This window comes from Streptomonospora alba (genome assembly GCF_000826685.1).
GTDB lineage: Bacteria > Actinomycetota > Actinomycetes > Streptosporangiales > Streptosporangiaceae > Streptomonospora > Streptomonospora alba.
Genome location: NZ_JROO01000074.1, coordinates 1 through 12,657, shown reverse-complemented (window position 1 = coordinate 12,657; position 12,657 = coordinate 1). Strand labels below are relative to the sequence as shown.

At 71.8% G+C, this 12,657-nt stretch carries 10 protein-coding genes; 4 read left to right on the top strand and 6 right to left on the bottom strand.

The window, feature by feature from the left end; translation table 11 throughout:
- The 3 genes from guaA to LP52_RS25220 form a co-directional block, all read right to left on the bottom strand.
- On the bottom strand, positions 1-1,567 hold a 1,567-nt coding region (gene guaA / locus LP52_RS25230; protein ID WP_040276917.1), incomplete at its 3' end, for a glutamine-hydrolyzing GMP synthase.
- A gap of 78 nt (positions 1,568-1,645) precedes the next feature.
- The gene (locus LP52_RS25225) at positions 1,646-2,716 is read right to left on the bottom strand and encodes a PP2C family protein-serine/threonine phosphatase (RefSeq protein WP_238581094.1); all 1,071 of its coding nucleotides are present in this window, start codon (positions 2,714-2,716) and stop codon (positions 1,646-1,648) included.
- A 429-nt stretch (positions 2,717-3,145) separates the two neighbouring features.
- Positions 3,146-4,726 carry a succinic semialdehyde dehydrogenase gene (locus LP52_RS25220; RefSeq protein ID WP_040276915.1) on the bottom strand — a complete coding sequence of 527 codons (1,581 nt, stop codon included), beginning with the start codon at positions 4,724-4,726 and terminating at the stop codon, positions 3,146-3,148.
- 197 nt (positions 4,727-4,923) lie between these two features.
- Here LP52_RS25220 and LP52_RS25215 point away from each other — a divergent pair, with 197 nt between their 5' ends.
- Both LP52_RS25215 and LP52_RS25210 read left to right on the top strand, forming a co-directional pair.
- A complete protein-coding gene (locus LP52_RS25215; protein WP_052810265.1) occupies positions 4,924-6,234 on the top strand; it encodes an FAD-dependent oxidoreductase in 1,311 nt (436 codons plus the stop codon).
- Positions 6,235-6,474: 240 nt separating this feature from the next.
- The gene (locus LP52_RS25210) at positions 6,475-7,236 is read left to right on the top strand and encodes an SDR family NAD(P)-dependent oxidoreductase (protein ID WP_040276914.1); all 762 of its coding nucleotides are present in this window, start codon (positions 6,475-6,477) and stop codon (positions 7,234-7,236) included.
- 515 nt (positions 7,237-7,751) lie between these two features.
- Here LP52_RS25210 and LP52_RS25205 read toward each other — a convergent pair.
- The 3 genes from LP52_RS25205 to LP52_RS25975 all read right to left on the bottom strand — a co-directional run bounded on the left by LP52_RS25205 (position 7,752) and on the right by LP52_RS25975 (position 11,395).
- Entirely contained in the window at positions 7,752-10,232 is a 2,481-nt protein-coding gene (locus LP52_RS25205; protein ID WP_274518839.1) for a polynucleotide kinase-phosphatase, read from the bottom strand.
- Positions 10,233-10,301: 69 nt separating this feature from the next.
- Entirely contained in the window at positions 10,302-10,772 is a 471-nt protein-coding gene (locus tag LP52_RS27560; protein WP_040276913.1) for a hypothetical protein, read from the bottom strand.
- Positions 10,769-11,395, bottom strand: a complete 627-nt coding sequence (locus tag LP52_RS25975; RefSeq protein ID WP_157036480.1) for a hypothetical protein — start codon at positions 11,393-11,395, stop codon at positions 10,769-10,771. The genes LP52_RS27560 and LP52_RS25975 overlap by 4 nt, the downstream gene beginning before the upstream one ends.
- 184 nt (positions 11,396-11,579) lie before the next feature.
- On the opposite strand from LP52_RS25975, the gene LP52_RS25185 reads away from it, so the two are divergent.
- Together LP52_RS25185 and LP52_RS25180 are read left to right on the top strand one after the other, a co-directional pair.
- Positions 11,580-12,410: a helix-turn-helix domain-containing protein gene (locus tag LP52_RS25185; protein WP_169775409.1), complete on the top strand. Its 831-nt coding sequence runs from the start codon at positions 11,580-11,582 to the stop codon at positions 12,408-12,410.
- Positions 12,382-12,621 carry a DUF397 domain-containing protein gene (locus LP52_RS25180; protein WP_040276912.1) on the top strand — a complete coding sequence of 80 codons (240 nt, stop codon included), beginning with the start codon at positions 12,382-12,384 and terminating at the stop codon, positions 12,619-12,621. The genes LP52_RS25185 and LP52_RS25180 overlap by 29 nt, the downstream gene beginning before the upstream one ends.
- Positions 12,622-12,657: the final 36 nt, after the last annotated feature.

Below are 12,657 nucleotides of genomic sequence, written 5' to 3'. Positions count from 1 at the left end.
CGGGCGGCTTGCTGGTGACGTCCAGGGTGACGCGGTTGATCTCGCGTACCTCGTTGGTGATCCGGTTGGAGACGGTCGCCAGCACCTCGTAGGGAAGCCGCGACCAGTCGGCCGTCATCGCGTCCTCGCTGCTGACCGGGCGCAGCACCACCGGGTGGCCGTAGGTGCGGCCGTCGCCCTGCACACCCACGGAGCGCACGTCGGCCAGCAGCACCACGGGACACTGCCAGATCTCGCGGTCCAGGCCCGCCCGGGAGAGCTCCTCGCGGGCGATCGCGTCGGCCTCGCGCAGCACCTCCAAGCGCTCGCGCGTGACGTCGCCGATGATGCGAATGGCCAGGCCGGGCCCGGGGAAGGGCTGGCGCCACACCATCTCCGAGGGCAGGCCCAGCTCCTCGCCGACACGGCGGACCTCGTCCTTGAACAGCTCGCGCAGCGGCTCGACCAGCGAGAACCGCAGGTCGTCGGGCAGCCCGCCGACGTTGTGGTGCGACTTGATGTTGGCGGCACCGGTACCGCCGCCCGACTCCACCACGTCGGGGTAGAGGGTTCCCTGCACCAGGTACTCGACGTCGTCGCCGTCCTTGCCGCCCTCGGCGACGACCTCGCGGGCGGCCTGCTCGAAGACCCGGATGAACTCCCTGCCGATGATCCTGCGCTTCTCCTCGGGGTCGCTGACACCCGAGAGCGCGTCGAGGAACCGGTCCTGGGCGTCGACGACCTTGAGCACCGCGCCGGTGGCCGCCACGAAGTCCTTCTCGACCTGCTCGACCTCGCCCTTGCGCAGCAGCCCGTGGTCGACGAACACACAGGTCAGGCGGTTTCCGATCGCGCGCTGGACCAGGGCGCCCGCGACCGCGGAGTCGACGCCGCCGCTCAGCCCGCAGATCGCGCGCTTGCCGCCGACCTGGGCGCGGATGCGTTCGACCTGCTCGTCGACGATGTTGACCATGGTCCAAGTGGGACGGCAGCCGGCACCTTGGTAAAGGAAGTGCCGCAGCACCGCCTGCCCGTGCTCGGTGTGCAGTACCTCGGGGTGGAACTGCACACCGTAGAGGCCGCGCTCGGGCGCCTCCATCGCGGCGACCGGCGTGCTCTCGGTACTGCCGGCGGTGCGGAAGCCCTCGGGCGCCTCGGCGACGGAGTCGCCGTGGGACATCCACACGGTCTGCACGGCGGGCAGGCCGCTGAAGAGCACGGTGTCGGTACCGCTCTCCATGCGGGTGCGGCCGAACTCGCTGCGCCCGGTCCGGGCGACGGTGCCGCCCAGCGCCTGCACCATCGCCTGGTAGCCGTAGCAGATGCCCAGGGTGGGCACGCCGGTATCGAAGAGGCGCGCCGGCGCCTGGGGAGCGCCCTCGGCGTAAACCGACGAGGGGCCGCCGGAGAGGATGATGGCCTTGGGCCGCTTGGCGAGCATCTCCTCGACGGGCATGGTCGAGGGGACGATCTCGCTGAACACGTGGCATTCACGCACCCGCCGCGCGATGAGCTGGGCGTATTGCGCGCCGTAGTCGACGACGAGGACTGTGTCGAACGCGGTCTCGCCGGCGTCGGAAGGGGACACGGAAGAAACCTTCCCGCAGGTAGGAGCGTGCAGCGCACGGGGATCGGATCGCTCTTAGTCTAGATCCTCGCCGAGGGCTCAGAACCCGGCCACGAGCACCGCCCTGTCGTCGGCGTGGTCGGTGCGCTCGGACCAGGCCATCACCCCGGCGCAGACGTCCTTGGGCATGGGGTCGGCGAAGCCGGTGAGCAGTGAAGACAGCCGACCCAGCCCCGTGTCCAGCGACTCGCGCCGCTGCTCGACCACGCCGTCGGTGTAGCAGACCAGCATGTCGCCCCGACGCGCCGCGACGCGCGCGGTGCGGTGCTCTCCGCCCATGGAGCAGCCCAGCGGCGGGTCGACGACCGCGTCCAACCGCTCGCAGGTGCCGTCGCCGCGCAGCAGCATGGGCGGGACGTGGCCTGCGTTGGCGTAGACCAGTTCGTCGGCTCCGGGGTCGTAGACGGCGTAGCACATGGTCGCCATGCTCTCCGGCAGGTAGGTGTCGACGTAGGCGTCCAGGCGGGCGGTGACGCGGTCGGGGCGGGTGCCCTCCTCCAGCGCGGCGGCGCGCAGCACACTGCGCAGCTGGGACATGACCGTGGCCTCGGGCAGCCCGTGACCGGCGACGTCGCCGATCACCAGGCCGACGCGGTCGGTGGCGGCGACCGGGAAGACGTCGTACCAGTCGCCGCCGACCTCGGCACCGTAGGAGGTGGGCACGTACTCGGCGGCCACCTCCAGCGGTGCGTCCTCGACGCGGCCGGGCAGCAGGCTGCGCTGCAGGCCCAGGGCGATCTCGTGCTCGCGCTCCAGCCGGGCGCGCAGGCGGCGTTCGCGCTCGTCGGCCTCGGAGGGGCCGTCGCGGTCCAGTGCGGGCACCAGGCGGATCTGCACTGCGGGCTCACCGGTGTCGGCCCAGGCGGCGCGGTTGCCGACTCCGGGACAGCGCCGCGGCCTGCCCTCGGGGCCGACCAGGGCGAGCACACCGGCCCGCGGCTCACCCGCGCGGGCCCATCGCCGCAGCGTGTCCCCGACCAGTTCGGGGCTGTCGGAGCTGAGCCCGTAGAGGTTCGCCCCGGTGTCGGCACCCGGGCACAGCCGGCGCATTGCGGCGTTGCGGCCGAGGATCTCGCCGGAGAGCCCCACCAGCAGCATCGGCTCGTTCACAGCGCGGGTGATCGAGCCGAACACCTCACCGGCTAACACGGCCGACCGCGGACCGCGCCGCCCGCCGGCGGGCCGTGGTCGGCGCTGCGGGGCGGGCGGGCCGCCGAATCGGTGGCGGGGCGACCGGTTTCGACGCCGCTGCCGCCCCGGATACTGGCGTCCGCTATTCGCATTGTCCCTCCGTTGACTGCGTGGTCGCCGCCGTCGCCGGTTCGAGGGCAGAGGGGGGCGTACGGCGGCCACGTGAAGCGCAGGTTACGCCCGGTCGGCATGCGGCGCAGGAGTTTCCCGCTTTTTGCGGCAGAGGGATGGAGTGTGGAATTTCACTGGCTCCGGACCGCGGGGACACAGCACTCCCGGTGCGCGGTTCGTGCAGGTCAGGGGGCCATGGAGGGCTCGCGGCCGCGCCGGCGCGGCCGCGAGCCCGGGTCAGCGGATACGGAAGCGCTTCATCAGCCGCGCGCTCGCCGTCATCATCGTCGACAGGGTCTGGGCGTTCATGCCCGGGGTGCCGCCCAAGCCCACGAAGTGCTGGCTGGCCACGGTCTGGGACTCGGTGTAGCGCAGCAGCCCGTCGGGGCCGTGCCTGCGGCCCACGCCCGAGCGCTTCATCCCGCCCATGGGGGCTCCGTAGCTGGCCCAAGCGGCGCCGTAGCCCTCGTTGACGTTGACCGTGCCGGCCTCGATGCGCTCGGCCAGGCGCCGGCCGCGCGCGGTGTCGCGGGTCCACACGCTGGCGTTGAGGCCGTAGTCGGACGCGTTGGCGGCGGCGACGGCCTCGTCCTCGTCGGAGAAGCGGTAGAGCGAGACCAGGGGGCCGAAGGTCTCGGCGGCGCAGGCGTCCATGGTGGGGGCGACCCCGGACATGACCGTGGGTTCGTAGAACATCGGGCCGATGTCGTCGCGGACGCGTCCGCCGGCGAGGACCTCGGCGCCCTTGGCGCGTGCGTCCTCGACGTGGGCTGCTACCCGGTCCAGCTGCTTGCGGTAGGTGAGCGAGCCCATGTCGGCGGTGTAGTCGAAGTCGGCGTTGAGCTCCATGCCGCGCACCGCGTCGGCGAAGCGCTCGGCGAACTCGTCGTAGACCGAGTCGTGCACGTAGAGGCGCTCCATCGAGATGCACAGCTGGCCCGCGTTGCTGAAGCTCGCCCGCTGTACGCCCTCCACGGTCCAGTCGAGGTCGGCGTCGGAGCAGACGATGGCGGGGTTCTTGCCGCCGAGTTCGGCGGAGAAGCCGATGAGGCGGCCGGCGGCGCGCTGGGCGATCTCGGCGCCCACCGGAGAGGACCCGGTGAAGGAGAGGTAGTCGGCGTTGTCGATGAGCGGATCGCCGACCTCCTCCCGCCTGCCGATGACGGGGATCCACAGGTCCTCGGGCAGGCCTGCCTCGATGGCGGTCTCGATGGCCCACAGCGCGCTCAGCGCCGTCTGGGTGTCGGGCTTGGCCACCACGGCGTTGCCGGCCAGCAGCGCGGGCACGGCGTCGGCGACCGGCAGCGCGATGGGATAGTTCCAGGGGGTGATGACCGTGACGGTGCCCTTGGGCGCACGGCGGTGGTAGGTGCGGGTCGCGCCGGGCACGGCGCCGGGGACGCGCTGCGGGCGCAGGAGGCGGGGGGCCTGCCGGGCGTAGTGCAGGGTGCCGGCCGCGGCGTCGTAGACCTCTTCGAAGGCGTGGCGGCGGGCCTTGCCGGTCTCCCACTGGATGATGTCGAGGATCTCGCGCTGGCGTTCGAGGACCAGGTCGTGGAAACGCAGGAACGGCTCCGCGCGCTCGCGGGGCGACAGAGCCGCCCAGGACCGCTGCGCTGTGCGGGCGCGCTGGAAGGCGGCGACGACGTCGTCGGCCGTGGACTCCGGGAGTTCGGCCAGGGGTGCACCGGTGAAGGGCGCCGTCGTGGTCGTGGTCTTGCCCGACGCGGCGGCCACGCGGCGGGTGAGGCGGGGGGCGACGTCCTGTAGCCCCGCCGACGACGCGGAGCTACCGGGAGTACTCGTAGCGGTGTCCATGCCGGGAGCGTAATCCACGTCACCCGATTTTACTACCCGCGGGTAACCAGCGTTTCGGCCGGTTGCGGTCGTCGTCTCAGGGGACGAAACCATCGACGACCACTGGACGGCACGGCCCGCGAGGGCTTGGATCACGATGACGGACCGGCTCCCGGTGTGGTCCGGGGATCTCCGCCGGCCGCGCTCTGGAGGTTGCGATGCCGCACACCGAGAACACGACCGTCGCCATCGCGGGCGGCGGCCCCGCCGGGATCATGCTCGGCCTGCTGCTGGCGCGGGCCGGCGTGGACGTCACGGTGCTGGAGAAGCACCGCGACTTCCTGCGCGACTTCCGCGGCGACACGGTCCATCCCTCCACTCTGGCGGTCATCGACGAACTGGGGCTCGCCGAGCGGTTGGATGAGCGCCCGCACCGCAAGGTCAGCACTCTGACGGTCGGGCGCGGCAGCGATCCCATCGTCGCCGCCGACCTGAGCACGCTCTCGGGGAGGTTCCCCTACATCGCGATGATGCCCCAGTGGGACTTCCTCGACATGCTCACCGATCACGCGCGCTCCTATCCCGGCTTCCGGCTGATGATGAGCACCGAGGCCACCGGCGTCGTCGAACACGACGGCGCGGTCCGCGGCATCCGGTATCGGCAGCGGCCCGAGAACGGGGACGGCGAGCAGGGCGAAGGCGGGCAGCGGGAGCACGAACTGCGGGCCGTGCTCAGCATCGCCGCCGATGGACGCGACTCCGGCCTGCGCGACGCCGCCGGCATGGTCCCCACCGAGCTGGGCGTACCGATGGACGTGCTGTGGCTTCGGGTTCCCCGGAAACCCGAGGACCCCAGCGGACTGAACGGCAATCTGGGCTCCGGCGCGATGGCCGTGGCGATCGACCGCGGAGACTACTGGCAGGTCGCCTTCCTCATCCCCAAGGGCGGATACGCGAGGACACGCGCGGAACCGATCGAGACCTTCCAGGAGGAGCTGCTGGGGCTGCTGCCGTTCCTCGGCGAGAACGTGCGCGAAATCGACGACTGGTCCAAGGTCGCCTTCCTCAACGTGACCCAGGATCGCCTGGAGCGCTGGTACCGCCCGGGGCTGCTGGCCATCGGGGACGCGGCGCACGCCATGACGCCGGTCGGCGGCGTGGGCATCAACCTGGCGATCCAGGACGCCGTGGCCACCGCCAATCTGCTCGCGCGTCCGCTGCTGGAGGCCCAGAGCGATCCCGAGCGCTTCGCCAAGACGCTCAACCCCGAGCTGCTGGGGCGCGTCCAGCGCCGCCGCCGGATGCCCACGGTCGGCACCCAGGCGGTTCAGCAGCTGTTGCAGCGCCAGGTCATCAGCAAGGCGCTGGAGGAGGACGCGTCGCTGCCGCCGCTGCTGCGGATGGTCGGGGGCACCGGGCCCTGGTCCAACCTGATCGCCCGCGTGATGATGTTCGGCCTGCGCCCGGAACACGTCCAGACCCCTGCCGTCGCACTCCCGGCCCGGGGCCGGCAGGAGCCTCCCGAGTAAGCCGGCCGCGCCAGGACCCGACCGCTCAGGCACGTTGATCTTGTACCTGCGGTCATTGCGGAGCGCGCACGATGACTGCAGGTACAAGATCAACAGTGATCCGGGGCCTGTTGACATGCGGCTACTCGCCGGTAAACGATGGTCGCCGCACGCGACTGCGGGCACGGTTTCCGCGATGGAAGGACGGCACATGGCGACGACCACGCGTCTGGCGGCCTTCGGCCGCGGAATCCGCGCCGTATGAGCGCTGAGCGCAACCGCGGCGTCCTCGTCACCGGGGCCTCGGGCGGCATCGGGCGGGCGATCGCCCAGCGGTTCGCCGCCGACGGCGAGCGGGTGGCCGTCCACTACGCCTCGCGCGAGGAGGAGGGCGAGGCGACCCTGGCGTCCCTGGAGGGCGGCGAGCATGTGCTCGTCCACGGCGACATCGCCGACCCGGCGGCGGCCGAGTCCGTCGTCGCGGCCGCCGTCGAAGGGCTCGGCGGGCTCGATGTGCTCGTGAACAACGCCGCCGCGGTCATCCCGCACCCGCTGCCGGAGACCTCCTACGCCGACTGGCAGGCGACCTGGCGGCGCATCATCGGGGTGAACGTGTTCGGCGCCGCCAACCTGAGCTACTGCGCGGCGCGGCACATGATCGAGCGCGGTACCCCCGGGCGGATCGTCAACGTCGGCTCGCGCGGCGCCTACCGCGGCGAGCCCGACATGCCCGCCTACGGCGCGAGCAAGGCGGCCCTGCACTCGCTGGGCCAGTCGCTGGCCGTCTCACTCGGCCCCTACGGCATCGGCGTCGCGTCGGTGGCCCCGGGGTTCACGCTCACCGAGCGGGTCCAGCACCGCCTGGAGGGCTCCGCAGGCGAGGCCGTCAGCGGCCAGAGCCCCTTCGGCCGTGTCGCCGCACCCGAGGAGATCGCCTCGGCCGCGGCCTACCTGGCCGCGCCGGAGGCGGTGTGGACCTCGGGCGCGGTCCTGGATGTCAACGGCGCTTCCCACCTGCGGTAAGGGCGGCACAGCCGGACGCGATCCGGCGAAGGAACGAGAAGGGAGCGCCGGCGCCATGGCGGAACCCGGCAGCAGGCGGCCGACCCCCGCACCGGCTTCGCACGCGACCGCGGCCCGGAAATTTGCGGTCGCCGCGCAGCTTCCTTTTCCCTGCACAGACCCTCCCTGCTCCCGCGCGCGCCGGGGAGGAAGCGAGGGCGCCTGCTATATCGGCGTGTATCCGGGTAGCCCTTCCGCAGGACCAGAAACCCGAAACCTGAGGGCGCGTCGGTTCGCCGGTCCGGTCGGCGCCGAGCCGGTCGCCGCGCCGAGGCACCGAGCCCGCCCGAGAAGACAACGGCGCCAGGGCCCCCTCACCTGAGCGCCTCGCCGCCATCCCCGAACGCGCCGGGGACCGGCCTCGTCCCGTCCGCGAGACCGCTCCCCGGCGCCCCTTCCCCCACCGACTGACGTTGATCTTGTACCTACGGTGAGTGAAAACGCTTTCCCGTGCCCGCAGGTACAAGATCAACGACCTACAGGCGCGGGTCCGCTGACTCGGACTCCAGGGCCAGGATCCCGAAGACCGGCTGGTGGACGCGCCAGAAGGGCTCCCCGGCCGCGTGGCGGGACAGGGCCTCCAGGCCGAGCTTGTGCTCGTTGAGCGCCATGCGCCCCTTGCGGCGCACATCGCGGTCGCGCACGGTTGCCAGGCGCTCCGGCATCAGATGGTCGGGGCCGTAGACGGTGCGCAGGTGTTCCGGGCCGCGGACCTTGAGGCCGGGTTGGACCGGTCCCCGTGGACCGGTGGCCCGCGGGCCGTCCGCGGGCTTGACGACGATGCCCTCCCCGCCGGCCGACACCAGGTCGTGCCACCAGGCCACGGCCGCGGCGGTGGCCTCGGGGTCGGCGGTGTCGACGGTGCGGTACCGCGTGGGCACCACCGTGGGGCAGCGCTCGGCCAGGCGTCGGCTCACGCCCGTGTGCCAGACGTGGTCCTCGCCGGAGAACTCCCTGCCCTCGGCGGCCAGGACCACGAAGGGGGCGTAGCGCGGCCCTGCCCCGCCCACCGGCGCGTGCCGCCCACGGAGGGGGCCTTCGGGCCCGGCCCCGGCCCCGGCTCCGGTCTCGGCAGACCAGGGCAGCATCTCGCCGTCGAAGGCGATCCAATCGGTACCGAAGCGCTCCCACAGCCCGGCCGCGGTGATCCCCGCGCGCAGCTCGGCCAGCACCTCGGCCTCCACCGGGGTGTCGGGGAAGAGCGGGCGCCCGGTGCGGGTGAACACCGCGCCGTCGCCGCCCGGCACGAAGCGCCGGTCGCCCGCCGCGGAGTCGCGGCACACGACCGCGATCGCGCGCGTCCCCGCGTGCTTCTCCTGGCAGACGACGCGGGCGGTGCCCTGGTCCAGGTAGAGGGAGAACGCCTCCTCGGGGCGCTCCAGCGCGCCCGGATCCGCGGCGGCGGGGGCCGGCGCCATGGTCGGCGGCAGGTACAGCATCCAGCGCGGATCCACCGCGAACCGGCTCATCGCCTCCAGCGCGGCGAGCGCGTTGTCGCGCGGAACGGCCACCCGGCCGAATCCGGTCTCGACGTAGCCGACGGGCCCCTCAGGCAGCACGTCGCCCACGCCGATCACGGCGGCGCCGCGATCGGCCCGGGCACCGCTGTCGTCCGCGGCCGCGCGGAACGGCCGGGCGGGCTCGTAGTAGGTGCGCTGCGCCGGGACCGCGGTCAGCTCGCGCTCGGGGTAGCGCAGCGCAGTGAGCCGCCCTCCGAACACGCACCCGGTGTCCAGGCAGACGGTGTTGTTGATCCACTCCGGCTCGGGCGTGGGCACGTGCCCGTAGACCACCGCCGCCGAACCCCGGTATTCGCGGGCCCACGGGTAGCGGACCGGCAATCCGAACTCGTCGGTCTCGCCGGTGGTCTCGCCGTAGAGCGCGAAGGAGCGCACCCGGCCCGAGGTCCGCCCGTGGTACTCCTCCTTCAGCCCGGCGTGGGCGACCACGAGCCTGCCCTCGTCCAGCAGGTAGTGGCTGAGCAGGCCGCCGCAGAAGGCGAGGACGCGGTCGCGGAAGCCCTCCGGCTCCGCGCCGATCTGCTCCAGGGTCTCGGCCAGCCCGTGGCGCACCCGGACCTTGCGGCCTTCGAGCGCGCGCACCAGCTTGTCCTCGTGGTTGCCGCACACGCACAGCGCGTCGCCGGCCTCGACCATACCCATCACCAGGCGCAGCACGCCGGGGCTGTCCGGCCCTCGGTCGACGAGGTCGCCCACGAACACGGCGGTGCGGCCCTGAGGGTGGTGCGCGCCGACGGCGCGGCCCTCGTCGTCGCGCGCGAGGGCGTAGCCGAGCCCGGACAGCAGCTCCTCCAGTTCGGCCCGGCATCCGTGCACGTCGCCGATGATGTCGAAGGGGCCGGTCAGGTCGCGCTTGTCACTCCGAGCCCGTTCCACCTCGACTTTCGCCGATGCGAGTTCGGCCGGATCACCGAGCACGTGCACCCGGTGGAACCCCTCTTCGCCCAGTCGGTCCAGGCCGCGCTTGAGCTCGCGGCGCTGCCGGTGCAGAACGTGCGAACCGATGTCGCGGTCGGTGCGCGCGGCGTTGCGTTCGTGCGGGACGGCCTCGGGCGGATCCAGCACGATCGCGGTGGCGAGCACGTCGTGCTTCTTGGCGATGCGCACCAGCTCGGCGCGGGCGCGCTGCTGCACGTTGGTGGCGTCGACGACGGTCAGCAGGCCGCGGCGCAGCCGTGTGGCGACGATGTGGTGCAGCAGCGCGAACGCGTCGCCGGTGGCGCTCTGGTCGTTCTCGTCGTCGCTGACCAGCCCGCGGCAGACGTCGGAGGAGACCACCTGGGTGGGCAGGAAGTTGCGGCGGGCGAAGGTGGACTTGCCCGAGCCGGAGACGCCGACGAGTACGACCAGGCCCATGGCCGGCACGGACAGCACGCGGTCGCCGGCGTCGGCTCCGGCGCGACCGGCCGCGGGATCCGCAGGGTCGGATGCGCTCACGTGGTGGACACTCCCCTCGGGTGAACCTCGTGGAACGTGCCGTGAGACCCGCGGACCGGCCGAAGGCGGTCAGGACGCTTGTGCGGCGGGCGGGCGGGGCCCGTGGCGGACCCGCGGACGGCGGTCTGAGACGGCACTGTCCCAAGTCTGCGCCATCCCGGTGCCGACCCTCCACGCGTCGTTCCGGCCCTGTGGACGGCCGAACGCCCGCCTCCGCGCCTCGCCTCCGGCGACCGGCCGCGGAGTCCCGGCGCCGCCCCGTTCCCCGGCCGGTGCCGGGCGGGAAGGGGCGGAGCCCGCCGTAGGGGCGTCGGACGGCGCGCGATGCCCCAGGATCAGCGCCGCGAGGAGCTGTTCGAGCGCTTCGGCGGTGGACGCCTCCAGCAGGTGCGGGTGGTCGGGCAGCATGGCCCACCAGGTTCCGGTGTGGGTGCCGTACCACGCGGTGACGCCGGGGAAGATCCGCCGCAGCCGCAGCGCGGCGGGGTGGACGGTCGCGGGCTGGCGGCGAGGGCGCGCGGGCCGGATCACGGTGCTCATCGGGCGTCCTCCCGGGTGTCGTCGCCCCAGGTCTCCCCGGAGCCGTCGAGATGGCGGCCGTCGTGCGCGGCCGGCCGCAGGCAGCCGGAGCGCCCCGTCGGGTTCGTAGCCGGTTCGGGACCGCCGCAGGCGTCGCCGAGCAGGGCGGCGATGCGCGCCAGGATCTCCAGGGAGGCGTCGCGGACGGCGGAGGTCCAGTAGGCGTGCTCGTGCGTACTCGCGGCGAGGTCGTCGGCCGTCTCGTGGAGGCATCGGACCTCGCGGGGATCGGGAACCCGAGCCGGACGGGCGGAGGACCGCGCGGAGGCGTCGGCGGAACCGAGGTAGGGGCGCGTACTCGGCTGCGGAGCGAAACCGGCGAGGGCGAAGTCCAGCGCGTCCAGATCGGTGGCGGCGAGCGCGATCCCGCCCCCGTGGCGGTAGTGAGCCCGGTAGGGCGCCTGCTGCCCGGCGGCGTAGGTGAGGCTCCAGCGTTCCCGGTGGCGCGTGTGGATCTCGCAGAACCGCGTGTAGTCGGGAGGAACGGGAGGTTCGGTCGCCGGGGAGAGGTAGGGGCGTGTGCCGTCGGCACGGCGAGGCGAAGGCACCCCGGTTTTCGGGGCAGGCGGGATAGGCTCGGACATGTCATCAGCTCCTTGCTAGCTGGTGGCCAAGCCCCGGGACCGGTCGCGTCGGTCGCCGGGGTCTTTTCGTTCCCTTCCTTTCTGAGGATGACGCCGGTTACGCCCACCTGCCATGAGGGATACACTTCTGGCTCTTCTTGGCGTATCTGTCTCATTCTGTCTTCTGAAGAGACACCCTGGTTCCATGGAAGAAGACGACCGCGCCAGGTGGCGTCAGTTCGGAGCGGAACTCCACCGAATGCGCCAGTCATCAGGCATGACGCAGCGACAGCTGGCGACCAAGATGGCCATGCACTACACCATGATCGGAAAGCTCGAACGCTTGGAGCGTTCCCCGAAGCGGGAGCAAGCGGAAGAATTGGACAGGGCTTTGGAGACAGGCGGAACCCTCAGCCGTCTGTGGCACGAGCTCACCAACCGGCATTACGTCCCCGAATGGTTCAAGGACGCGTTGCTCCTTGAACAGCGCGCTACCGAGATCCGCGCTTACGAGTCGCTCCGCATACCCGGACTTCTTCAAACCAGGGACTACGCCCGAGTCCTGCTGGAGGAACGGCAGGTAACCACACCTCCTGACCAGATCGAGCAGATGGTGGAAACCCGAACCGAGCGGATGAGCATGATCCGTAGCAACCGCCCTCTCCTCTGGTTCGTGATCAAGGAGTCCGCATTCCTTGATCCAGTCGGGGACGAGCGGGTGATGCGAGGGCAGATCCGTCATATCCTCGATCTTGCGGACGAGGGGGTGATTCGGGTCCAAGTACTACCGACACCGCGTTCGAGCTTGAGCCTCTGCGAGCCGTTCCGGGTGATGGTGCTCAGCGGGACGCAGACAGTCGGCTATGTAGAGAACATGTTGGGCGGTGGAGTGATCGACTCTTCGCCCCAAGTCCAGGAACTCAACAGTGTCTTCGGGCTTCTAGCTGCGGAGGGTCTCCCATTCCCGCAGTCGATCGCCCATCTGAGAAAGATAAGCGGAGAGCGTTATGGAGATCTGGAAGAAGAGCACCTATAGCGGCGGCAACGGCGGCGACTGCATCGAGGTCGCCGCGAACTGGCGCAAATCCAGTTACAGCGGAGGTGTACACCAGGACTGCGTCGAGGTCGCGGAGTCCCCCCAGCAGGTCCACATCCGCGACACCAAGCACCGCGACGCCGGCTACCTCTCGCTCCCGGCCGTCGAGTGGTCCGCCTTCCTCGCCGACCTCAAGGGCGGCCGACTCTAGCCTGGCCCTCCCCGCGCCGAGGGTGTCTTCAACGGT